A 25,777-nucleotide genomic window follows, 5' to 3' on the forward strand; every position below is an offset into this window, starting at 1 on the left:
TATTCGCCTAAGTATGTGTGTCTTTCTCTGACAAATATTATACATGGATTGTGAACTGATTTCAACTGCTATCTGTTTTACTCTTTTGAAAATATCAATCTAAAAATGCATGAAATACTTTATCTGCGATCGGTGCCGCAACTCGTCCTCCAGAGTCTCCACCCTCTACAAGAACACTGACTACGATCTTCTTCCCGCCTCTTTCGGCACATCCGATAAACCATGCGTGGGAATCTTTCGCGCTGTTATATTCTGCTGATCCTGTCTTTCCATATACATTATAGTGTGAAGAATAAGCTCTTGTTCCAGTTCCCTTTGTGACAACTTTTCTCAACATTTTCTTTAATGTCTCACATTCCGATGCCTCTAAAGGTTCTGATAGTTTTGATGCTTTTGTTTCCTTGATCACTCCACCGTCGATATTTTTGACATTCTCTACCAGATATGGCTGCATCACAACTCCATCATTGGCGATCGCAGACATGACCATCGCATTTTCAAGTGGTGTGATCAAAGTCTGACCTTGTCCGATCGAAGTGTGTGCCATCTCATTAGTTCCTGATTTCTTATCAAGAACAAAACGACTGCTGTTTGCAAGAAGATTGATCGGAACTTTCGAATTATACATCAGATCTCCTGCAAGACTTGCGAGTTTTCCTTTGTTGATCTCTTCTGACATATGCACAAACGCACAGTTACAGGATTTTTCGATTGCCTGTTCAAGATTCACCGTTCCATGTGCTTCTCCTCCATAACAATGAATCTTTAAAGTTCCAACCGTTGTATATCCAGTACAATGGTATTTGAAATTCTTATATGTGTTTTTATGTTCTCTCATATATTCTAATGCCGTCACAACTTTAAATGTTGATCCTGGCGGATATAATCCTTGCGTTGCACGGTTTAACAACAAAGAATTCTTGCTTGTATTTAATTCTGTCCAGTTTTCTTTGACGTAAGCTGGTCTGTAATCTGGTTTGGATACCATTGCGTAGATCTTTCCTGTCTCTGGATCCATCGCAACAACCGCTCCCTTTTGTCCCTGCAAAGCATAATATGCTGCTTTCTGAACTTTGGTATTTAATGTTGTGTATACATTATCCCCTATACTTTTCTCACCTTTTAAGCTGCTTGTGATCTGTGTCATCAAGTTCGCATCCGATTTTAATAGATCAAAGTTACATACAGATTCCAGTCCTGACTTTCCTTTATCGTTATATCCTACAACATGTGCAAACATTCTGCCATAAGGATAATCTCTGATCTCTGATCCATTTTCAGTAAGTGTCTGTGCCAGCACTTTTCCATCACTACTGATGATCTTTCCTCGTACTACTTTCTCTGCCATAGACTGTAATCTCCGGTTATGCGCATTCGTGATCACATTTTTACTATCTACCTCAACAAAATGTGCAATATAAGCGATCAATGCCAAAAATGATACAACAAATATATAAGTAATCTGCAGAATCTGGCGATTTGCTCTTTTTTTCTTTTTCTTCTTTATCTTACTGATTCTTTCGGTTGTTTTGTCTTGTATATTGTTTTTCTGATTCTTGTGCCTTAATATGCTCATATTCTTCTTCCTCGCTATCTGCTAACATATGTAATCCTTGTATGATATTAAAAATGATCAAAGTACTGATCACAGAGGTTCCTCCATAACTTACGAGTGGAATCGTAACTCCAGTGGATGGAATGAATTTTGTCACACCACCGATACTTAAGAATACCTGGAATAAGAAACAAACTCCGAATCCAAGGCATAACAATTTGTTAAACAATTTTCTGCTTCTTGTGGAAATATCCATAAAGAGGATAAAACTGCTCATTAAAACAAAGATCAGGCAGATTCCAAAGATCACACCAAATTCTTCACAGATCACAGAAAAGACAAAGTCTGATTCCCTGACCGGAATATCAAACGGCCGTCCGTTTCCAAGCCCCATTCCAAACCAGCTTCCAGTTCCAATAGCAAATAAGGATTGACAGACCTGAAGTCCTCTTCCTTCGATCATGGAAAACGGATCTTTCCATACCGCTACACGGATCTGTACATGAGTAAAAATCTTATCTGCGATAATAGCAGCCACAGATCCTGCTGCCAAACCGCCAAATAAGTAACTTGCTTTTGCGGTTGCAACATAAAGCATCATCAGATAGATCACAAAATAAAGCAACGCTCCGCCTAAGTCCTTCTCAACAACAAGCACTAATACATAAAGTGCTGCGATCACTGTGATCTTTACCAGATCTTTAAATTCCTTTGCCTTAGAAAGCAGTGCTGCAACAAAGAACACAAAGATGATCTTTACAAATTCAGAAGGCTGAAATTTAAGTCCCGCAATGCTGACCCAGTTATACGCCCCATACTTGTTGATACCAAACACGAATACTGTAGACAACAGTAAAAATCCTGCCACTGCATAAAGCCATCCAAATTTATTCCAGATCGTGATCTTATGCATCATCAATGGAATAAAACTTGTCACGATCACACTTCCTGCCGCGATCGCAAACTGTTTCATTGCCAGATCAAATGATAATCTTGTTAAGATCACAAACCCAACTCCTAACAAAAAACAGGTGTTATTGATCAGCGGTCTTGAACATCTTTTATAGATTCTCGGAAATACGATCATCAAAATCTCGAAAAAGATCACTTGTGCCGCAAAAAAGATCAAGATCTTTAATTCAAATTCCTGCAAAAACAGTACTGTGTAACATAAGAATAAAAATACAAACATATAGATGACCTGATTGTCTAACAGGTCTTCCTTTCTATCTCTATTCTTTGGACGAAATACTGTATAACATGACAGTGTATAGATCAGACACATAATGATGATCAGATATTTTGCTATCGTAGTAATAATGTCTATCATATGGTTTTATAAAACTTCCCTCTTTAAATGCCCTGTCGTATATTCTGTGGCAAGAGAAGCTCTTTCCCCTTTCTGTATAGATTTCGCTGCATTTAAAATCTCCTTGATCTGCACCTCATTTTCTCTTGTAATATGAAAACGGATCACGGATGGATGAAGATCATTAAGAATTCCTGCTTCATTTCCAACCCACAATGGTTTTCCATTATAAATCTCATTGATGCAGTCACAACAACTTGTGTGAACGAAGAAGTTTGCATTGTAACGATCCTTTAATGTCAGCCAAGATGGAGTCTTATCACATCCTCGAAGATTATTCTTCACGCATTGTGCAGACACCATCAATGGCTGATAACCATAGAGGAATAGGTCCGCATTCAGAAGTTCTAACTGTTCCATCTCTTTTTTGTTTAATTCTGATGGATACGTCATTCGAATTTGAATACCTGATAATCTTTGGTATTCTTTGACAGCCTCTTTGTTATATCCATAAAACATGTAATCCGCGATCATTTCCTTTTGGTATCCTTCTTCGATCAACCATGAAAATTCTTCTAAATTGCGTACGAGCAGCCCATCAATTTCATTTGTAAATATAAGATCTTTCTTTGCCTTTAATTCTTCCATCTGACGTTTTCTTGCAATCTGTGGAAGCATCAGATAACACTGTTTTCCTGCAGTCTTTATTTTATTCAGGATAGATTGTGGATCCTCCTGCTGTTTGAGTTCCATCCATGAAAGATAGATCTTCATTACTTCCCTGTCTTCTGTTACAATATCCAGATACTCAAGGTTCTCCATAGAAACTGCAATCTGTATCTTGCTGTCTTCCTGTTCCTGACTGCTTGCTACATCATTTTCTTTGACTGGATCTTCGTAAGTTCTTCTGTATTTTAAAATCTTTGTCTGATCCATCTGTGCAAATGCTTCTTTTCTTAGTTTCTTGAGCACAGAACCTGGTACGAACAAGTTCTCTCCAAGAACAACTTCTAATTCTTCAAATGTATAGTGGGTCTGTCCTGTTTTCTTAAGAAGCTTCTCAATATCTGCTGGCATGGCACCATTTTTCTGCGCTTCTTCGATCACTGGACCAATTACTTCTATGTGATCTTCTCCGTCTTTGAGAATGAGTTTAGCACACTGATCTTTCTGAATTATGATTTTTCCCTTAAGATTTTCTTTCTTTTTCTGCTTTAATCCTTCATCAATCCGTTCGATCATTGGATGATTCAAGGTTCTTTTGATTTCCATGCCTTCATGAAGTTTCTTCATTTTCTGTCCATTTAAAACAACCTTGCTGCCTGCTTTAAATTCAGAGGGACTGGTAAGTTCTACTTTTTCTTCTGAATTGATACGGATCTGCAAAGCATCTCCTTTGTGGATATCTTCTTGGGCCGTAAAAGAAATCTTACCTTTCATAAGTTTGCTGATCTTCCCAACATATAACCCCTGATGATCTGGCCGTTTCATACTCATCATATCTTTTCCATGATATTCTTTATAATATCCGCCAGTAAATCCCCCACGGTTAAATACTTCCATCAAGATCTTCAGATCCTCGGATTCTACTTTATATGGTTTTTCTGAAAGATAAAGATCTACGTATTTGCGATAGATTCTTGTGACTTCCCCGACATATCTTGGACCTTTCATGCGTCCTTCGATCTTTAAGGAATCCACTCCATGATCTAAAATCTCTGGTAAATGTTCAATGGTACATAAATCTTTCAAACTTAATGGATACGCATTCTTTGTATTCTTTGTCCCATCAAGATAAAATGGCAGACGGCATGTTCCTGCACATCGCCCACGATTTCCACTTCTTCCACCTAACATACTACTCATAAAACACTGTCCTGAATAGCAGTAGCATAATGCTCCGTGAACAAAACATTCCATGTCAAGTCCTGTATCATCCTTAATCTCCTGAATCTCTTCCAAAGATAATTCCCTTGCTGGAACAACTCGTTTTGCACCCATTTTCTTTGCGATCCTTGCTCCATGAACCCCTGTGATCGTCATCTGGGTGCTCGCATGAATCTCAAGTTTCGGAAAGTGTTTTCGGATCACGGATACAGCTCCCAAATCCTGTACAATCACCGCATCCAGTCCTTGCTCATAAAAAGGTTTTAAAAATCCCGGCAGTAATGGAAGTTCTTCTTCTTTCATCAGAGTATTGACTGTAAGAAATAATTTTTTACCATACAAATGTACGTAATCGATTGCTTCTAATAGTTCTTCCTTATTAAAATTCCCGGCATAAGCTCTGGCTCCAAACATCTCTCCACCTAAATAAACGGCATCCGCTCCATTTAGAATTGCTGCTTTTAGGCATTCCATGGAACCAGCTGGAGCTAATACTTCAATTGGTCTGTTCTTTGTTCTCATCTGTTATCTATCCTCTGGTATTGGTAAATGAAAATGCTCATATGCACTTCTTGTTACAACTCTTCCTCTTGGTGTTCTCTGAATCAATCCGTTCTGGATCAGATATGGCTCATACACATCTTCGATCGTTCCTGAATCTTCTCCGATCGCTGCTGCTAATGTATCAAGTCCGACTGGTCTTCCTTCAAATGTCTCCATCATCGTCTTTAATAAATTTCTATCTGTCTGATCCAGCCCGATCGTATCAACTTCTAAATGATTCAGTGCATCTCTTGCAATCTCTAATGTGATCTGTCCATCGTATTTTACCTGTGCAAAATCTCGCACACGTTTCAATAAACGATTGGCAAGTCTTGGTGTCCCTCTGGATCTTCTTGCAATCTCTAATGCACCCTCTGGATCAATCCCAATCTCTAAGACTTCTGCAGACCGTTCAATGATCGTCTGTAACTCTTCACTGTTATAGAAATTCAAGCGGTTTACAACTCCAAATCGATCTCTTAACGGTGCTGTTAACATTCCAGCTCTTGTCGTTGCCCCGACTAATGTAAATCTTGGCAGTTCCAGCCGGATCGATCTCGCAGCCTGTCCTTTTCCTACTAATATATCAATGGCATAGTCTTCCATTGCTGGATACAGAACTTCTTCTACCTGTCGATTTAAACGGTGAATCTCATCAATAAATAAGACATCTCCTTCCTGCAGATTATTAAGAATTGCCGCGATTTCTCCTGGTTTCTCGATCGCTGGTCCACTTGTTACTTTCAAATGTACACCCATTTCATTTGCTACGATCCCTGCAAGTGTTGTCTTTCCTAATCCCGGGGGACCGTAAAACAGTACATGATCTAAAGATTCTCCTCGACTTTTGGCTGCCTCAATAAAAATTTTTAAATTCTCTTTGACTTTTTCCTGTCCAATGTAATCACTTAACATTTGTGGGCGCAGATGATTTTCAATTTTGATATCTTCTTCCACAAGTTCTGTGGAAATCATTCTGTTTTGCATAATTACCCTCTATCTATATCATAATATTCTTCAATGCTTTTTTAAGAAGTTCTTCTGGGGTGAGATCTTTCGCATCTTCTACCTTGTTAACTGCGATCGCTGCTTCACTTTTTGAATATCCAAGACTTACTAATCCTTCGATCGTGATCATCACAGAATCACTGCTGTCTGCAGATGTATCAAAGATCTCTGCTCCCACACCATCTTCTTCTAATTCTTCAAAGCTTAACTTATCTTTTAATTCTAAGATCAATTTCTTCGCTCCCTTAGGTCCAAGTCCCGGGGTCTTAGAAATTGTCTTGACGTCTTCACTGATCACTGCCATCTTAAGTTCATAAACGGACAGCGTTGATAATACAGACAATCCTACCTTCGGTCCGATCCCATTGACTCCGATCAGAAGTTCAAATGCTTCTTTCTCTTCTTTTGATAAAAAGCCAAATAAACTGACATCATCTTCTCTTACATGCATATGGGTATAGATCTTGATTTCTTGTCCGATCTTAGGAAAAGATTCTCCTCTCATCGGAACCATCATCTGGTACCCAATCCCATGATTGTCCACAACCACCATCCCTGGTGACATATCTTCTAGTATTCCTTTTATATATGAAATCAATTTGGTTTCTCCTTATTCTGTCTTTTTCCATTCGTTTCGTATTATACCTTATCATGTCTTAACAGTCCAGTCTATTGGATCAGAATTCACAAATAATCCGTACATATGTTCTTATCTTAAATGATCATATGATGGAGTGTCATACTCTGGTTTTCCATTCATTGCAAATCCGATCAAAAGCCGATATAATAAATCTGTGGATATGATTCTTGTTCACAGAAAGGATTTTTATGGAACATAACATACAACAATCTTTATTTTTTGATATAGAAACAACTGGATTGAGTGCTGATATCTCAGCGATTACTGTGATCGGATGCTGTGATATGGATGGAAATGTAACACAATGGTTTAATGAAGACGGACTATCTCAGAAACAGATCTTAACTGATTTTCTTGCATTTATCCAACCTTATAATACACTGATTACATTTAATGGCAAAACTTTTGATCTTCCTTTTTTGACATCGAAGATCAAGGAGTTTAAGATCAATGCATCATTTGATCAGTATGAACATCTTGATCTTTATCAAATTTTAAAACCTTATAAAAATCTGTGGGGATTAAAGAATTTCCGGCAGAAGAATCTGGAAGAATATTTAGGAATTCAACGAACCGACAAACTTTCTGGAAAAAAACTTATCAAAACTTATCAGGATTATCTTGAGAATGGAGAGATCAAGAATAAAGAATCGCTACTTTTACATAACCACGAAGATCTTATCGGTCTACATAAAATTTATTCGTTGATGTCTTATCCCGCATTGCTTGATAAAGAATTTACTTTATCATCCTATTTTATTGAAAATGATCATTTTGTTGCTCATCTGAATCTTGATATACAGATTCCTGTCAGCTGCAATTACGAAAAGTCTGGCATATCTCTGACTCTTGATCATTCAAATGCTATACTTACATGTCCTTTGGAAAATGGTCATCTAAAACATTACCTCAAAGATTATAAAAATTATTATTACCTCCCTATGGAAGATCTTGTGATCCATAAAAGTATGAAGTCATTTGTGGATACTACGAGTATCATTCGTGCCGATAAAAACAATTGTTATTCAAAATTTACTCCAGGAGATAGCTTCTTATCTGCAAAAACTGATGTTACCAATTATTGTGCTGACATTATTTATTACATTTTATCTGAAAAATAAAGTAAAAAAACATCCATCTGAACTTTAATTCTCGATGGATGTTTCTATTTTTAATCTCTTCCGATCTTTCGGATTTCACGATGTTGTAAAATTTCTTGTTTTAACACATCTACAGAGCGATTCACTACTAGTTCTTCTGGGAAATTCATCTCTTGTAATAAGACTTCCACATGATCAAACACGCCAACCGCGCTTGAAAAATGTGCATCTGTCCCTGCGACTACCGGCACTTTCTTCTCTTCACACATCTGAAGCATGATCTGCAGATTCTGCCATGCTCCAACTCTTGATGACAAAGAATCCAAGGAACTGTTATTTATCTCTAGCAGTGTATGATTTTCTTTTGCCGCATCTACGATCGTTTCATAATCAATCGGTATTCTGCTGTCATCTGGATGACTGATAATATCGATCATTGGATTCTCGATCGCTTTTACATAGGCATTCGTATTTTGCGTGACGGTTCCAACTTCATAACATGGAAGATGGATTCCCGCAATCCGGATATCCAATGTCTTCTCAATAATTTTCTCTTCCATACTTAAAGTTCCATCATGATCGATAATGTTGATCTCAGAGCCAAACATCAGATCGATCCCGTACATCTTCCTTGGAATAATACGCATATTATGGAAATAAATCTCATCGCATGTTCCAGGAATTCCTTGTGCATGTTCTGTGATTCCTAAAAGTTTCAATCCTTTATCTGCCGCTGCTTTTGCCATCTCCTGTACTGTTGAATACGCATGTCCACTGGCTACTGTATGTGTGTGTAAATCTAATGTAAATTCCATTTTTCAAAACCTCGTTTTATCATCCACTTCTGATCTTTATGAAATTCTTGCGATCTGTTCTTTGACCTGTTCTAACATCTGCTGATATTTGGCAAGTTTGTCTTTTTCTTCCTGAACTTTCGCTTCAGGCGCTTTACTTACGAATCTTTCATTTCCAAGCATTCCTTCGCAACGTTTGATCTCGCCATTTAAACGTTTTTCTTCTTTTGCAAGACGTTCTTTCTCTTTTGCAATGTCAACTAATTCTGCAAATGGCATGTAGATCACAGCTCCTGCGATCACACTTGATACTGCATCGTCTCCGATTCCGTCTTTGTTGTCCTGAATGATAACTTCACTTGCATATCCAAGTGTAGCAAAGAAAACTTTCCCTTGTTCAAAAATATCTCTGATCTCCGCATCTTCAGATACCACGTAAACCTGTGCTTTTTTCTTTGGTGATACGTTCATCTCTGCACGAACATTACGGATTCCTCTGACTGCTTCTTTGATCGTCTCTACAGCCTTCTCATCAGCCTTGAAGTTCCATTCTTCTTTGAACTCTGGCCATTTTGCTAACATAATAGATTCTTCATCTGTTAAATTACAATAAATCTCTTCTGTGATAAATGGCATATATGGATGTAACAGTTTTAATGCTTCTGTTAAAACTGTATTTAATGTCCAAAGTGCTGCTGCCTTTGTCTGATCTTCATCATTGTACAGACGAGGTTTTACCATCTCAATATACCAGTCACAGAATTCTTCCCATAAGAAGTCGTTTAGTTTCTGAACTGCGATACCAAGTTCGTATTTCTCCATGTTGTCTGTAACATCTTTGGCAAGTGTATTTAACTTAGATAAGATCCATTTGTCTGCACTTGTAAGATCTTCTAATGTAACATCAGAGAAATCAGCCTGCTCTAAGTTCATCATAATGAAACGAGATGCATTCCAGATCTTGTTTGCAAAGTTACGGCTTGCAATGACACGTTTTTCTGTGTAACGCATATCATTTCCAGGGGCATTTCCTGTGATCAGTGTAAATCTTAAGGCATCTGCACCATACTGTGCAATGACATCCAATGGATTGATACCATTTCCAAGGGATTTACTCATCTTACGTCCCTGTTCATCACGAACTAATCCATGGATCAGTACTGTGTCAAATGGACTCTTTCCTGTCTGTTCGTATCCTGAGAATACCATTCTGACTACCCAGAAGAAGATGATATCATATCCTGTTACCAGTGTATTTGTAGGATAGAAGTAATCTAATTCTTTTGTCTTCTCTGGCCATCCGAGTGTTGAGAAAGGCCACAATGCAGAACTGAACCATGTATCCAATGTATCTTCATCCTGTGTGAAATGCTTGCATCCACACTTAGGACATACTTCCGGTGTTTCTCTTGCTACGACAACTTCTCCACATTCATCACAATAATATGCTGGAATTCTGTGTCCCCACCATAACTGTCTGGAAATACACCAGTCACGGATGTTCTCTAACCAATGAAGATATGTCTTTGTATAACGTTCTGGTACGAATTTCAGATCTCCGTTCTTCACAGCTTCGATCGCTGGTTTTGCGAGTTCTTCCATCTTCACAAACCACTGTGGCTTGATCATAGGCTCAACCGTTGTTCCGCAGCGGTCATGTGTTCCTACGTTATGTTCATGTTCTTTGATCTTAACTAAATATCCCTGTTCTTCCAAGTCAGCAACAATGGCCTTCCTTGCTTCATAGCGATCCATACCTTCGTATTTACCACCATTCTTGTTGATCGTTGCATCGTCATTTAAGATATTGATTTCTGGCAGATCGTGGCGTTTCCCAACTTCAAAGTCATTTGGATCATGTGCTGGTGTGATCTTAACGGCACCTGTTCCAAACTCACGGTCTACATATTCATCTGCTACAACTGGAATCTGACGATTGCATAATGGCAATTCTAACATCTTACCAACTAAATGTGTATATCTTTCATCATCTGGATGAACTGCAACTGCAGAATCTCCTAATAATGTCTCTGGACGTGTTGTTGCGATCTCTACATATTCACCTTCGCTTCCAACCACTGGGTACTTAATATGCCAGAAATGTCCTGCCTGATCTTCGTATTCTACTTCCGCATCAGAGATAGATGTCTGGCAGACTGGACACCAGTTGATGATTCTTGATCCACGGTAGATATAACCTTTTTCATATAATTTGATGAAAACTTCTTTGACTGCTTCGGAACACCCTTCATCCATTGTGAATCTCTCACGATCCCAGTCACAGGAAGATCCAAGTTTCTTCATCTGTTCGATGATCGTTCCACCATATTCTTCTTTCCAATCCCAAGCACGTTCTAAGAACTCCTCTCTTCCAAGATCTTCCTTCTCGATTCCTTCTTCTTTCAGTGCATTGATGATCTTTACTTCTGTCGCAATACTTGCATGGTCTGTTCCTGGTATCCATAATGCATTGTATCCCTGCATCTTCTTAAAACGGATCAGGATATCCTGAAGTGTCTCATCTAACGCATGTCCCATATGAAGCTTTCCTGTGATATTTGGAGGTGGAATCACGATCGTATATGGTTGTTTTGTCTCATCTACTTCTGCATGGAAATACTTGTTATCCAGCCATTTCTGATACAGGCGTTCTTCAATCGCACCTGGATCATACGTTGTTTCTAATTCTTTCTTCATCTCTAAACTCCTTACTCTATAGTTTCAGAATCTGCTTGTTCACCGATTCCTTCTAAAATCTGCTCATGCCGGATCAATTCCTGATTGCATATATCTTTTCTATCATTCAATGTATTCAGGTAATCCTTTCGTTTGATCAGATCATATAAAACCTTTGGATGATACATCCAGATTCCTGGATTATCCCACTGGTTCTTTTCTAATAATCGTTCCAGATCATTGGATGCCTCAAGGATCGCATCGCTAAATCTTAATCTGGCTGACACTTTACCACAAAAATCAAATAATTTCCACTGTTCCGGTGAAATATATGAAAATACTTTTTCAAATTTCTCATAATAAAACTTAAGATCATTGCCAATCTCTCTTTTATCATCTTCTAACCGCTTTCCAGTATGACTCTTGTGTGTGACCATCATCTCTAATAATTTCAGCTGATCACCAGCTTTCCTCTGTGACTGAAATAAAATCACAAGAAGCAATAATATGATCACTGCTCCTGCACTCAACTGCCACAGATAATCTTTGGCATTCATTTCAAAATGATATAAATATCCAGCACTCACTCCGCATACCACTGCTGCCATGCAAAGAAATGAAATAAACAGTGCCTTTTTATTTCTTCTCTTCTCCTGTGCTGCCTTGATCTTCCCATTCATCATGGTCTCATCTTCATTCGCATGCACAAGTTCCTTCTCTAACTGTTTTTGTTCTCCTTCCAGAGAATTGATCGAATTGAGTCCTGCCTTTAATTCTTCTTCGCGTTCCCAAAGATCAAAAAACTCTTCATCACTGACTCTTCCTTCACAAACATCATAAAATTCTCTTGCAAATGTCCGATAATAAAGTCTTGCTTTGTCCTCTACCTCTGGTTTTATATCAAAATCTTTCTGATCAAGTTTCTTAAGATCATGGATCTGTTTCTCAATGCTTTCTAACTCTTCTTTATAAAGTTTTACAAATCGTTTTTCACTTAAGATCTCACTATCATTCGACAGGTCATCAGATAGTCTGCGCTTTGTATTCATCTTTCCACTTCCCTAAAGTTGTCTTAATCAGGCGGCGGGTTATATTTTCGTCTGCCTTCTTTCTATGATAATCTATTTTACCAAGTTTATCAAACTCTTCTTTTTGAAAAACTTCTTTTTCTCTTTCTTTTATGTTCTGATAGATCATCTTACATTGATCTTCATCAAAAGAAATCCTTCTTCCTGCTTCCAAAAATGCTTCCTCATCTCCTGCCAGATATGCTGCTGTAAAATACGCTTCCTGTATCTGTTTATCTTCTTTGATCCTTAATGCCATTGCAAAAGATTCTTTTGCCTCTTCAAAACAAAACATCCGGCTTTGGCATAATCCCATATGATATAGTACCTGAATCTGTTCCGCAGCATTTAATTTCCCTGAAACTGTTTCAAGTTTCTGGTAAGCAATCAATGCTCTTACATACAATTGATGCTTTAAATACATATCTGCCAGAAGTTTTTGCTTCTTTGCAGCAGAATAAAGATAAGTTGTGCGTAATTTTTGCTGAAACTGGATTTTCTCATCTGAAGTAAAGTAATTATAGTAATTTATCACTTCCTTGACTTGCTGTACCACATCATCACTCTTGATCACAATATCCAGCTGCTCTTTTAAATAATTTTTTAATGGATATTCAAAACCTTCTGTCAAGAAAAATATCAAGTAATGTTCTAACAGCCAGCAAAATTCCTCATAACTTTGAAAGCTTCTCCCAATCTTTGCGATCTTATATGGAACTTTCGCTGGTTTTGTCTCACACAAAACGATCTTACTCATGATAATCACCTCTTTCCAGCTGTATGACCTGCTGCCACGTCTGATAGCTTGCCTGGCGAATCTGTCCAAACCCAAGATCTGTGATCTTGATCTTACACTGATCTGCTTTGATGTATTCTCCCTGAATTCTTAATTTATATACAAGATTTGGATCTTTCTTCATTCCGTCTAATGACATACAGATCGAAGCTTTCTTGATTCCAGAACGATTTCTGACTTCAAAGATCAATCCATTCACTCCTGATACAAAAATTTCAATCTCTCCACGGCTTTCTTTCCATGGCTTTCCATCCATGATCAAAGGACAGAACATATCTCTTCCATGGTGATGCACGACCAGCCCGATCTGACTGATCGTAACATTTTGTGCAAACACAACCTCATCTCTGGAAACATGTTTATCATTTTCACATAAATACACTGCTCCACATGCAAACAAATGTTTGCTCATAAATACTCTTCTTCCAAGGCACAATGCTTTCGTAGACTGTTTAAACCAGCTTCCTTCAAAGCCCTCTCCACAAAGATAAACTGTAGCCGTCACACCTCTTACCAGTGCCTGTTTGATGATCTGTAAGAATGCGATATCTTTCTCTTCATTCGCCACCGCATCCTTGATCTGTTCCGTATAATCCCTGCTGTCAACTAAAACACGATCTTTTGTCTTGCGGATCTCATAGCAGATAAATCGTTTCTTGGTATAATCAAAAATCACTGAATTTCCACGCAACAGATTATCTCCACGGAATCCAACAACTCCCAACGCTGCTTCTTCTTTGGTAAAAAATCTTACCCTTTCTTTTGTGATTCCTGCACGGATACACTGTTCTTCTGCTTGTTGTACGATCTGCGGCGCTGCTTCATCAAGAACAACTCCAATCGTTCCTTCCTTTTGTGCCTGTGCTGTCGAAATGACAAATTCCACTCTGGATCTGCCATAAGTGACAGGTTCTTCTTCCTTAATCTCTCCTTGATCTGACACACAAATATATGCCAGATCTCCTTCAAAATGTATTGCCGTCTGCATATCTTATTCCTCTGTCATTGGTTTTATAAATTGCACCATCATTGTCTTTGCTGCATATTCCTCCATCATCATCTGGAGTTTTTCATCCTGCTGATGCCGGATCAGTTCATTTAGTTCATAAAAGCGGCTTCCCTTGCAGTACTTCAAATGATCTGTCACGACCACCTGGTCACGATATCTTCTTTCTTCTCCTTCTATGGTTACATAATGGTCATTTAATTCATGATCAAATATAGAAGCTGAGAATACATAATATCCAGGAAGCAGCTCTTTCATCACTTCCTCTTTCCATACTGTACTTGTCCCATCCATAAAATGGAATATCACTGTCTGCCCACTCTTTGCACGAAATTCTATAAATGTTCTGGCACAAAGATACTTTGGAAGTTTTATCACATCCAGATATTGGAACAACACTGGAAGAACATGATCCGTCTGAACCACCTGATGATCTTTGATCTTCTCGATGCGTCCTTTACATCTGTCACTTAAATTCTCTTTTTTATCTTTATAATAATCAAGATAGAGCTGCTGATACATCCAGTCCATCTTTCCGATGTCGATCTTCTTTCCGATCAGTTCATAAAATTCCTCTGGAAGTATCTGATCTTGTTCATATGCAAAATTCACATATTCTACTAACATCGCATCAATCAATGCCGTATCTGTCTGTACCTGCTGAATATAAGTAGAAAATACCTTAAATTCTGTTCCATCCACACCATCTGCGATACAGGCTTTTAACACACTTTCCACAAAAATGCGGTCATACATACCACCTTTGTTTCCTGCTTCAAATATTGCCAGCATCTCTTCCTTGGTTCCGTGGAAATATCTTTGCAGATATGCAACGATCTCACTGTTTTCCTCTCCCCTGGAGAATGCATATTCACACATCTCAACCAACAGTTCTGAGCGTCTGGTACTTAATGTTGTCAGTGCATATAAGCAGATCGTACACAATTGCTGCTTATCCAAAAACTGATATCCGTATTGTTCGATTCCTTTCAAAGCCTCATTATACAATTCCCCTGCTATGAAATAGCAAATCATATGAATTCTGTTTCCGTCTTTTAAGCTCTTCCATTCCACATAAGAAAGTGCACGTTTCAATTCTTCAGACATCTCATGTTCCCAGTAATAATCCAACACTTTTTCAAATAACTGCTGTTCATAGTCTTCATCCAGTGCTCTACTCTTTAATGCAGATAACACAACTGGGAAGTCTTCGTCTTCTAATTGTTGTTTTCTTTCAAAAGCTGCACCTTTATATAGGACAAAATGCTCATTCGTTCCGTCTGCTGCCTCACAATATGCCTGGATCTGCTCCTTCGTCCAGATTGGTTTTAACTGATAAGCCACTGATCCAATGTATCTGTTTTCCTCACTGTCAAAAAACACAAATGATGCATGTTCGTCAAAAATCTCTACATAGATCTTTTCTTCTCTTAAGTAACAAACATCCAGATTCTTCTTCCATCTCTGACTAATCTCCGCTTTCTGGATAAATTCATTGTCACAGATCAACTGTCTGACAAAAATAATATTACCTAAATCCTGCCTTGATCTCTCATCTTCCAGCAATTCTTCAAAATAATACCGGTATAATAAGATCAGATCTTCATTGATCTGACCTCTTCTTAATTCTTCTCTTAAAAAAGCTCTGATCAATTCTTCATAATTTGCAAACACCTTATGGTATTTTCTTCTGTTCTGTACAACATTTGCAAACAGACGGCTTTGATCTTCTTTTCCAAGACTCTTACTATACGTAAAATATCTTAAGATCTCTTCTGGGAGCAATGGATATTGTCCCTTCGGGATTGTTCTTAAAAAAGCTTCCTGCAAGCCAATGAGCTGTACTCCTCTTTGAAGTGCTTCCTCATAATAAGGATGACAGTCCTCGTCCATACAATTGCCTTGGATCATCAGTGCGCAGATTCCCTGCAGCACATCACTCTGACGGTATTCTTTATAAATACAAAGGAACAACCAAAGGACTTCTTCGGAAAACACCTTGTTTCTTGAAATCAAAAAACAAATCCTTCCAATGAGTTTGGAATTCAGGATCTTCTCCTCTGCACCAAATTCAAGCACCCATAATTCATAAGAATCTATCTCATCCAACAGCTGCTCATCTTCGCCTAAAATACAGCATCCTTCAAATTGCAAAAGCGGATTTTGACATCCTTCCTGATATAATTCTTTGATCAGTTCCATTCGAAGTTTAGCATCCTTCATCAATTCTTCGCTTAGATTCATATAAAGCCAGAACAGATATCCTTTGATTTTTCCATCTTCGCATTGATCATAGAGTTCTTTAATCTCATCTCTTGATCTTATGATCGTTTCTTCTTCCTTATCATAAAATGCCTGAAGATACCAAACATAGCCCTGCGCGATCAAAAGCGGCTCTTTCGATGCATCTTCTGGAATCTTTTCTTCTAAGTCTCCTTTTCCTTCAAGAATAGAAAGATGCAGTTTCATCAGATCATAAATACGATTCTTAACCGGATCATCCGGCATCTTATCAAGAACCATATTTCCTCTCTCATAAAGCTGACTTGTTGTAATCCTTCCTGTACAGAAATCCACATATAATTCGATCAATTTCTTTTGACGGAATTCTTCTTCTTTTTTTCTTTCACTTTTCTGTTCTTTATAGACAACCTCGATCTGCAGAGTCTGATAAACAGTCTGAATGATCAGATGGTCGATATCTCCATCCTTCGGAATTGTTTTCATATCTGCATAGATCGTCAGAGTGCCATCTTCAAAATCCTCTGCCTGAAATGTATTCTTGTGAAGAGACAGGAAAGTTCCGTCACTTTTTATTCTCCCTACCAGATACCCCCATCCTTCTCTCTTGACTTTTATCTCCAATGGTTCATCAAGATTCATGATCGTTGCCTGATAGATCGTCTTTGCTGCACTCAAGAGAACCGGCTTTTTCTGTCCTGAACTCAGCAAAAATTCCTCCAAGATCTGATTCCTGTTTCTCCCCAGCAAAAGCTGATGATAAAGCTCTTTTTCTTCTCTTCGATCTTTTAGATATTCTTCTTTAAACGCTTCAGAAAAAAAGAGTGTTTTTGCCTCTTTTATATCTTCTTTCACGATATTTGTAAAATTTTCCAATGATTCTGACATAATCTTATTCTGCTCCTTGCCAACCAAAAGATTTTGTGGGTATAATTATGATGTAAATATCAAAAATACAAATTCAAGTACACCCATGCGTACTTATCGCATAATATGTATTATACCAAATTTCGACACAATAGAAAAGGAAAAGAGGAATTACCATGTCAGAAAAAAAACAAGAATTTCACGGAAGTGATCTTGAGAAAGTAGAAGCTTATTATGGAATCAAAAAAGAAGATATCATTCCCTTTGCCGGAAATGTCAATCCGCTCGGAATTTCTCCTTTGTTAAAGAAAAGTATGGCTTCTCATATTGAATCGATCAGCGAATATCCTGACCGTGATTATAAAGAGCTTCGTTCCACCCTTGCACTTTACTGCAATGTCCCAATGGAACATATCATTGTTGGAAATGGTGCAACTGAGATGATCAGTCTGACCATGCAGCTGTTACGTCCAAAACATGCCTTGCTGCTTTCTCCAACTTATTCTGAGTATACAAGAGAGATCGATCTGGTTGGCGGACATGTAGAAGAATATTTTTTAAGAGAAGATCTTGATTTTAAACTAGATCTTAATGACCTGATTTCAAAGCTTACCGATGATATTGATCTTCTTGCGATCTGTAACCCAAACAACCCGACGTCCAGCGCTTTGAATACCGAAGAGATCACAAAGATCCTAACTCATTGTAAATTACATGATATCTTCGTTATGATCGATGAAACTTATGTAGAATTTGCACCTGATATTGATACGATCTCTGCAGTATCCCTAACAACAAAATTCGATAATTTCATGATACTTCGTGGAACTTCCAAATTCTTCTGCGCTCCAGGACTGCGACTTGGATATGGAATCTGTGGAAATCTTGCTTTCCTTGAACGTATGAACAGTATCAAAAATCCTTGGACGATCAATACACTTGCTGCTCTTGCAGGAGAAGCTATGTTTATGGATACAGATTATATTCAAACAACAAAGGATTATATACAATCTGAACGTACACGCTGCATTGATATTTTATCCAAACGCGATAACCTAAAGATTTATCCAGCTTATGCAAACTTTATCCTTGTAAAATTATTAGATGGCACAACTTCTTTTGAAATGTTTGAACGTTGCATTAAGTCTGGCCTGATGATCCGTGACTGTGCAAGTTTCCATGGACTAGACGGTGAATTTATCCGATTCTGTATTCAGAAGAAAGAAGATAACGATCGTTTGCTGAATTTATTGACACTCTGATCATAAATATTTTTATAAAAACAAGAAATCCCTGAGAATGAATCTTTTACAACTCATTCTCAGGGATTTCTATAACTCATCTATTTATTTTACTGCGATAACTTCAATCTCGATCAGTGCTCCTTTTGGTAGAGCTCCTGCCTGTACACAAGATCTTGCTGGTTTGTTATCTCCAAATGCTTCTTCGTAGATTTCATTGATTTCTGCAAAATCGTTGATATCTGCTAAGAACACTGTTGTTTTGATAACATTATCTAATGTAAGATCTGATGCTTTTAATACAGCACCTAAGTTCGCTAATACCTGTTTGGTCTGTGCTGCGACACCTTCTTTTAATTCCTGTGTCTGTGGATCTAATCCGATCTGTCCGGATGTAAATACGAAATCTCCTGCTTCTACTGCATGACAATATGGTCCTACTGCTGCTGGAGCATTCTCTGCATTGATGATCTTTGTATCCATCTTATCTTCCTGCCTTTCTCTTTGGTCATTTACTTGATCACTTTAATCGATGGGTAATACCTAAACCATGCTTTTCCTAAGACTTCATCTCTGGAAACATAATGGGTCTCCCATTCTCTGGCATCATTTGAATTATTTCTGTTATCTCCCATCACAAAATACCCGTTCTTTGGTACTTTATATGGTCCAAAATCTTCTACTGGTTCTTCTTTGATATATGGCTCACTGAGTGCTTTCTTACTTCCATTAATATATACTTTACCGTCTTTTACCAACACAGTCTCTCCTGGAAGTGCTATTACACGCTTAATAAACCATTCTGTCTCATCATCCGGATATTTGAAGATAATGATATCTCCACGTTTCGGATCGTTAAACCAATAGGATGTTCGAAGAGCGATCAGTTTATCATTCGTCATGATCGTATTCTCCATCGAACCACTTGGAATATTCGCATTGATAATTACAAAATTCAAGATAAATTCTGTCAGAAGAATCGTTACAACAATACATGCGATCCAGCTAAATGCCTCACGCTTGAAACTTCTCTTCTGTTCTTTATCTGCATTTTCTTTGCTCATATTGATCTGTCCTTAATAATTAATCCTCAAAACCACGTCTGATGATATCATGTCTTTCTGGTCCGTTAGATATCAAAGTGATCGGATATCCTATCTTCTCTTCTACGAACTCGATGTACTTACGGCAGTTTTCTGGAAGATCTTCGTAGTTTTTGATTCCACGGATATCAGATTTCCATCCTGGAAGTACTTCTAATACTGGTTTCGCTTTCTCAAGTTTTCCTGTTGTTGGGAAATCTGTTGTTACTTCTCCATCAATTTCGTATCCAACACATACAGGAATCTCATCTAAGTATCCAAGTACGTCTAATACTGTAAATGCAACATCTGTTGTTCCCTGCATACGGCATCCGTATTTGGTTGCTACAACATCAAACCATCCCATTCTTCTTGGACGTCCTGTAGTTGCTCCAAATTCTCCTCCATCTCCACCGCGGCGGCGAAGTTCATCTGCTTCATCTCCAAAGATCTCACTTACGAAAGCTCCAGCTCCTACAGCACTTGAATATGCCTTTACAACTGTAACGACTTTCTTGATCTCATATGGAGGGATTCCGGCTCCGATCGCACCATATCCTGCTAATGTAGAAGATGATGTAACCATTGGATAGATTCCGTGATCAGGGTCTTTTAATGATCCTAACTGTCCTTCTAATAAGATATTCTTTCCTTCTTTGATCGCTTCATGCAAGAACAGAGATGTATCACATACATATGGTGCTACCATCTCTTTGTATTCCATTAATGTATTGTATAATTCATCTGGATCAAGAAGTGGTTTATGGTATAAATGCTCTAATAAAACATTCTTCTTTTCACATACTGCTTTGATCTTTTCTTTTAAAGAATCATCATCAAATAATTCGCTTACCTGGAAACCGATCTTTGCATATTTGTCTGAATAAAATGGTGCAATACCAGATTTTGTTGATCCAAAAGAATTCTTTCCTAAACGTTCTTCTTCATACTGATCAAATAAAATATGATATGGCATGACCATCTGTGCACGATCTGATACTAAGATCTTTGGCTGTGGAACACCCTGACTTACGATTCCTTCGATCTCTTTAAATAATACAGGGATATTTAATGCCACACCATTACCGATCACACTAGTTGTATGGTTGTAGAATACCCCAGATGGTAATGTATGCAATGCAAACTTACCATAGTCATTAATGATCGTATGACCTGCATTTGCTCCTCCCTGAAAACGAACGATAATATCGGATGTTTCACCCAACATGTCTGTAATCTTACCTTTTCCTTCGTCTCCCCAATTGGCTCCAACGACTGCTTTTACCATATGTGTATCCTCCTAATAAAATCAATTACTTTGACTTTTTCTTATATTATTTATAATGCTGTTATATTTAACAACATGACAACACGTTTCATTCTATATCGTTTTGGGCACTCTGTCAAGGCAGAGTGTCCAAAGCTTTAATTTATTTTCCATCTTTTACACTAAACAGGTCTGTACTTACATGTTTCTTATCCATCAGACTGTTATACTGTAGATACTGATACTGAGTGATCAGTTTTGTATATTCATTATTCTCAGATAACTCATGGTTCTTTCCATCTTTATCAACATATCCATTGGCATTTAATGCTGGGACTTCATTTCTCATATTTAATAAGAACTCATTGTATCTTGACATCTTTAAGTTTGTCTGCTGTAACATCAGGCTTGATAAATAGTTTGCACTGACATTTTCCACATCGCTCTTTGCATCAATATCATAATTTGCCCAGATGATAAATGGAACTGTATATTTCTTCTGCAGTTCTTTTAAACTTAAGCTGTTTAGAGATTTTCCATATAACAGCTCATAGAAAGAATCCTCAAGTTTTGGCTGATGATCTCCAAACATTACAACGATCGTTGGCTCTTTCTGATTCTTAAAGTAGTTGATGATCTTCTCGAATGCTCGATCTGATTCATGGATCAGTGATAAATAACGGTTTGCTGTATCTGTTGCCTTCTCATCTTTGATCTTGATCTCTTCCTTAAAGTTCTTGTCTGCGATCAGATATCCACCATGGTTCTGGATCGTTACATTGAATAAGAATAATGGCTGTCCCGCTTTTTTCTTATTAAAGATATCTATGATCTTATTGTAATCTTCTGCATCACTATACCATCCTCTGAATTTCTCTCCATTTGGATTCATAGATGTCTCATCTAAGAAATTATCAAATCCAATTAGCGGATATACCGTATCTCGGTTCCATCCGTGTGCTTTGTATGGATGGAATGCCAGTGTATCATATCCCTGCTGTTTTAACTGAGATGCCAGACTTGGCACCTTATGTTTTACAAACTGTGTATATGCATTTCCGTTTAATGGAAGAGATGATACAGAGTTTCCTGTTAAGAACTCATACTCTGAATTACTTGTTCCTCCACCAAAAACAGATACCAGCATATGTCCTTTGATCGTATTTTCACTTAAACTATTGATAAATGGCATAACCTCTTTGTTTGTCTTGATCTTATTTACTACATTCAGATCTGAGAATGTTTCATTCATTATCACGACAACATTTGGTTTCTGTTTTAATTTCTTATTGGTTCCCTGTGTTACCTGATACTTATCTGCGATCTTATCTACCGCTTCTGGACTATATCCATCTGGCTGGGAAACGATCGTATACTGAATATTCATTAAAAAGCTTAAAATATATCCATTTTTTAAGTATCCTTTCTTCTGTTGCCAGAAGTTTACAGCAACACCTTTCTTTGACAAAAAGTCTACTCTTGTCAAGAAGAAAGAACTTCCTACTGTTACGATTGCTGTGATCAGTAATGCAACTAGACGTTTCTTCCAATGGAAGATCTTATATGTATCGAGTTTACATGCAAACACACATAATCCCAATAATACAACCGTCGCAACGATTGCTGGTTTATCATAACTTAATACATAATGATCTGCAACGTCCATTGCTGTTCCAAGTGCATAAATATCTGCCGGCGTGATCGGTGTTCCACGGAATGCTAATACAAAATAGTTTCCGATCGCAGCTGCATATAAAAATACATCTCCAACGAGCAACGCCCATTTCACACGGTTAAAGATCAGTAATAAAATGAAGAACAATATATAGTACCATAGGATGTTCATTCCAAATGCCAATTTATTCATCACACTGATCGGATTATAGAATACTTTTTCTACCATATAAAATGCGACCCATGGATTGACGATAAATAATGCCCATGTGAATCTCTTATTCCATTTTTCTGGAATCTTTAATGGTGTAAGAATTAAAATGATCAAAGCAAGTGTGATCGCTACTGTTAAAACAACTGCTGATACATCAATCTGTGTCGTCCACACTCTGGTTCTAACATGAAAATTCTTCTGTGTTACACCATTTAATTTAGCTGACTGATAGATTTTTCCCATATTGCTTGATGTATACAGATATAATGGGCGTTCGGCCTTAATACCCTTTCCTGTTATCTCGATCGTATAAGTTTCCCCTTTATTCAACTTCTGATTCACGACTACTTTGTACCATTTATTTTCATTACGCAAAGTACGACGCATCGTTGCTTTCATATCTGTCAGTCCGTCAACCTCTAACAGTGTTGGAGTAATGTGGAAAATAGATTTTCCTTTACTGTCTTTTACATTCAGATCAATACTTCCTGCTCTTCCTGTCTGTTCGTTTCGGTCGATCATGATATCTAACCGTTCCATCGTATGTGAAACTGCTTTAAATTTCTGAACAACCTTATCACCATCTGTCACTTCAATCTTCGTCAGCTTATGTTCTGGTGTTCCTTTTGCAACTTTTTCGGAAAACTGGTCTTTATTCATCAAAACCAATACGATAAATGCGATCAATGCTAAAACAATTCCATATTTCAGAACTTTTTGCATGACGCTGTGAAATTTTTGTAATTTCGTTTCACCATTTGTCTGTGTCATTTTACCTTACCTTCCATTCGTTTGTATTTCCCCAGTTATTTTTCCTTTTTCTCTCTTTTTCATTCTCTCTTAAAAATTCCCTAAGATTTTGAAATCTTTGGTTTCTTCTTTAATTCCTGCAAGGGAATTACGGATCGCAGGATCATCCAGATTCCCGATCACATCCACATAAAATCCGTATTCCCACTTTCTTCCTGGAAGTGGTCTAGATTCAATGTTACTCATACTGACATTGTTAAACATGAAATGCGTCAGAATATTGTATAAAGATCCTGATTCATGTGGCACGCTAAAACTGATGCTGACTTTGCCCGCATCTTTTCTGTACTGTTTCTTCTTTGACATGATCACAAATCTTGTTGTATTATTTCCTTCATCATTCACCTCACGTTTCAAAATCTCAAGTCCATACATCTTTGCAGCACGTTCACTGCAGATTGCAGCTTTCACAGGCTTATTATCATCTGCTACTTTCTTTGCGCTGATCGCTGTATTTGCAACTTTTACCTGATCCCAGTCTGGATGTTCATCCAAGAATCCTTTACACTGCATCAATCCTTGTGGATGAGAATATACTTTTTCAATCTTATCTAAGCTCGTTCCAGGAATTGCAGCCAATACATGCCTTACATCTACAGATTCTTCTCCCACGACGCAAATGTCATAGTCAAGGATCATATCATAAATTCCACTGACTGTTCCTGCTGAAGTATTCTCTATTGGCAATACTCCATAATCAGCTTCTCCTCGATCTAGAGTCTTTACAACATCTTTAAATTCTGGTACAGAAAAATTCTTGACATCCTCTCCAAAATACTGTACCATTGCCTGTTCCTGATATGCCCCTGGAATTCCCTGATATACAACTTTGGTATCTTCATTGATATCCAATGCTTCCACTTCTTCAAATGTCTGATCAATATAAGCATCTTCTTGTGATAACAGACTATACTGATATCTTCGGCTGATACTCATCATCTGAAGAAACATCTCTTCGACAGACTTTTTAATGATAAGTTCATCTTCGTCTTTTGTCAAGGCATCAATTTTCTGTCTTTCACGAACAGGATCATAAATTGCCTTTCCTGTTCCTCTTTTATACTCTGCAACTTCTACAGAACATCCCATTCTTTCTTTAAATAATGCAAGCATTTTCTGATCGATCTGATCGATCTGCTGCCTTATCTCCGTCAAATCTCTCATAAGTTACTGTTCCTCTTTTATCTTTTCTTTTAATTGCGTGATCGTCTGTCCAAGAAGCGGATGCATCAGATATGGGGCGATTTCTTCTAATGGTTCTAATACAAATAATCTCTTGTGCATCTCTTTATGTGGAATCGTCAGTCTTCTCTCATTCATCACCAGATCATCATACATCAGGATATCAAGATCTAATGTTCTTGGTCCCCAATGAATTGTTCTGACTCTTTCCGCCTGTGCTTCAACATCCATCAGAAAGTCCAACAGTTCTTCTGGCTCTTTTAATGTGTCAATAGCAATACATCCATTCAAAAAATCATCCTGTACCACACCGCCATATGGCTTGGTCTCGATCAGACTGGAAACATGAACAACTCTTGTATCATCCTGTGCCTCGATCGCATTGATTGCCTGATTAATGTATTCCATACGATCTCCCATATTTGATCCTACTCCAAGATACGCTCTGTGCCATCCTCTTTTGATCTTTACTGAAACATAGTCGAGTGGCAATCCGATCGGCGCCCATGGTTTTTTTACTTCAATCTCTAGTTTTCTGATCAATGAAAACTCAAGTAATAATTTCTTCGCCACTGTTTCAGCCACACATTCGATCAGGTTAAAGTCATTTTCTGTAAGGATCTCTTTGATCCTATGACATACTTTACCATAATCAACGGAATAATCCATCTGATCACTGACACCTGCAAGTTTCGTATCAAGCGATAAAATTGCAGATACCAGAAATTTTTGCCCAAGTGCTTTCTCTTCTTTATACAAACCATGATTTGCATAAACTTCCAAATCTTTGATTGTAATCTGATCCATCATCTGTTCTC

General features: G+C 37.8%; 19 protein-coding genes. 2 read left to right on the forward strand and 17 right to left on the reverse strand.

The window, feature by feature from the left end; all coding sequences use genetic code 11:
* Positions 1-94: 94 nt before the first annotated feature.
* From QUE18_RS08585 to ruvA, 5 genes are read right to left on the reverse strand one after another with little or no spacing between them, the layout of a single operon-like run.
* Complete coding sequence (locus QUE18_RS08585; protein WP_009204500.1) at positions 95-1,576, reverse strand: peptidoglycan D,D-transpeptidase FtsI family protein; 1,482 nt, start codon at positions 1,574-1,576, stop codon at positions 95-97.
* Positions 1,509-2,885 carry an FtsW/RodA/SpoVE family cell cycle protein gene (locus QUE18_RS08590; RefSeq protein WP_008392599.1) on the reverse strand — a complete coding sequence of 459 codons (1,377 nt, stop codon included), beginning with the start codon at positions 2,883-2,885 and terminating at the stop codon, positions 1,509-1,511. Before QUE18_RS08590 ends, QUE18_RS08585 begins: the two co-directional genes overlap by 68 nt.
* 6 nt (positions 2,886-2,891) lie before the next feature.
* Positions 2,892-5,273, reverse strand: a complete 2,382-nt coding sequence (locus tag QUE18_RS08595) for a U32 family peptidase (protein WP_009204499.1) — start codon at positions 5,271-5,273, stop codon at positions 2,892-2,894.
* Between the two features lie 3 nt (positions 5,274-5,276).
* Complete coding sequence (ruvB, locus tag QUE18_RS08600; protein WP_008392602.1) at positions 5,277-6,281, reverse strand: Holliday junction branch migration DNA helicase RuvB; 1,005 nt, start codon at positions 6,279-6,281, stop codon at positions 5,277-5,279.
* A 13-nt stretch (positions 6,282-6,294) separates the two neighbouring features.
* The gene (ruvA, locus tag QUE18_RS08605) at positions 6,295-6,900 is read right to left on the reverse strand and encodes a Holliday junction branch migration protein RuvA (RefSeq protein WP_009263937.1); all 606 of its coding nucleotides are present in this window, start codon (positions 6,898-6,900) and stop codon (positions 6,295-6,297) included.
* A gap of 230 nt (positions 6,901-7,130) precedes the next feature.
* Between ruvA and QUE18_RS08610 the strand changes: the two genes are divergently transcribed.
* Complete coding sequence (locus tag QUE18_RS08610) at positions 7,131-8,063, forward strand: ribonuclease H-like domain-containing protein (protein ID WP_009204498.1); 933 nt, start codon at positions 7,131-7,133, stop codon at positions 8,061-8,063.
* A gap of 50 nt (positions 8,064-8,113) precedes the next feature.
* On the opposite strand, the gene QUE18_RS08615 is transcribed toward QUE18_RS08610, so the two are convergent.
* From QUE18_RS08615 to QUE18_RS08640, 6 genes are read right to left on the reverse strand one after another with little or no spacing between them, the layout of a single operon-like run.
* Positions 8,114-8,857 (reverse strand): phosphatase, encoded by a 744-nt coding sequence (locus QUE18_RS08615; protein ID WP_009204497.1) that lies wholly within the window; start codon positions 8,855-8,857, stop codon positions 8,114-8,116.
* A gap of 36 nt (positions 8,858-8,893) precedes the next feature.
* Positions 8,894-11,533: a valine--tRNA ligase gene (locus tag QUE18_RS08620; protein WP_009204496.1), complete on the reverse strand. Its 2,640-nt coding sequence runs from the start codon at positions 11,531-11,533 to the stop codon at positions 8,894-8,896.
* An 11-nt stretch (positions 11,534-11,544) separates the two neighbouring features.
* Positions 11,545-12,561 (reverse strand): hypothetical protein, encoded by a 1,017-nt coding sequence (locus tag QUE18_RS08625; protein ID WP_009204495.1) that lies wholly within the window; start codon positions 12,559-12,561, stop codon positions 11,545-11,547.
* On the reverse strand, positions 12,536-13,336 hold the full coding sequence (locus QUE18_RS08630; protein WP_009204494.1) for a tetratricopeptide repeat protein: 801 nt from the start codon (positions 13,334-13,336) through the stop codon (positions 12,536-12,538). The genes QUE18_RS08625 and QUE18_RS08630 overlap by 26 nt, the downstream gene beginning before the upstream one ends.
* Positions 13,329-14,363 carry a DUF5716 family protein gene (locus QUE18_RS08635; protein WP_008392611.1) on the reverse strand — a complete coding sequence of 345 codons (1,035 nt, stop codon included), beginning with the start codon at positions 14,361-14,363 and terminating at the stop codon, positions 13,329-13,331. Before QUE18_RS08635 ends, QUE18_RS08630 begins: the two co-directional genes overlap by 8 nt.
* A gap of 3 nt (positions 14,364-14,366) precedes the next feature.
* Entirely contained in the window at positions 14,367-17,510 is a 3,144-nt protein-coding gene (locus QUE18_RS08640; RefSeq protein WP_009204493.1) for a DUF5717 family protein, read from the reverse strand.
* A 155-nt stretch (positions 17,511-17,665) separates the two neighbouring features.
* Here QUE18_RS08640 and QUE18_RS08645 point away from each other — a divergent pair, with 155 nt between their 5' ends.
* Complete coding sequence (locus tag QUE18_RS08645; protein WP_009204492.1) at positions 17,666-18,751, forward strand: pyridoxal phosphate-dependent aminotransferase; 1,086 nt, start codon at positions 17,666-17,668, stop codon at positions 18,749-18,751.
* A gap of 84 nt (positions 18,752-18,835) precedes the next feature.
* On the opposite strand, the gene QUE18_RS08650 is transcribed toward QUE18_RS08645, so the two are convergent.
* The 6 genes from QUE18_RS08650 to folK form a co-directional block, all read right to left on the reverse strand.
* Positions 18,836-19,213: a RidA family protein gene (locus QUE18_RS08650; protein WP_008392614.1), complete on the reverse strand. Its 378-nt coding sequence runs from the start codon at positions 19,211-19,213 to the stop codon at positions 18,836-18,838.
* A gap of 29 nt (positions 19,214-19,242) precedes the next feature.
* Entirely contained in the window at positions 19,243-19,794 is a 552-nt protein-coding gene (gene lepB / locus QUE18_RS08655; RefSeq protein ID WP_008392616.1) for a signal peptidase I, read from the reverse strand.
* Between the two features lie 19 nt (positions 19,795-19,813).
* On the reverse strand, positions 19,814-21,100 hold the full coding sequence (locus QUE18_RS08660) for an adenylosuccinate synthase (RefSeq protein ID WP_008392617.1): 1,287 nt from the start codon (positions 21,098-21,100) through the stop codon (positions 19,814-19,816).
* A 142-nt stretch (positions 21,101-21,242) separates the two neighbouring features.
* Entirely contained in the window at positions 21,243-23,738 is a 2,496-nt protein-coding gene (locus QUE18_RS08665) for an LTA synthase family protein (protein ID WP_008392618.1), read from the reverse strand.
* A 69-nt stretch (positions 23,739-23,807) separates the two neighbouring features.
* Positions 23,808-24,941 carry a bifunctional chorismate mutase/prephenate dehydratase gene (locus tag QUE18_RS08670; protein ID WP_009204491.1) on the reverse strand — a complete coding sequence of 378 codons (1,134 nt, stop codon included), beginning with the start codon at positions 24,939-24,941 and terminating at the stop codon, positions 23,808-23,810.
* Between the two features lie 3 nt (positions 24,942-24,944).
* The gene (gene folK, locus QUE18_RS08675; RefSeq protein WP_009204490.1) at positions 24,945-25,766 is read right to left on the reverse strand and encodes a 2-amino-4-hydroxy-6-hydroxymethyldihydropteridine diphosphokinase; all 822 of its coding nucleotides are present in this window, start codon (positions 25,764-25,766) and stop codon (positions 24,945-24,947) included.
* Between the last annotated feature and the right edge of the window lie 11 nt (positions 25,767-25,777).

This window comes from Anaerostipes hadrus ATCC 29173 = JCM 17467 (assembly GCF_030296915.1).
Classification (GTDB): Bacteria; Bacillota; Clostridia; order Lachnospirales; family Lachnospiraceae; genus Anaerostipes; species Anaerostipes hadrus.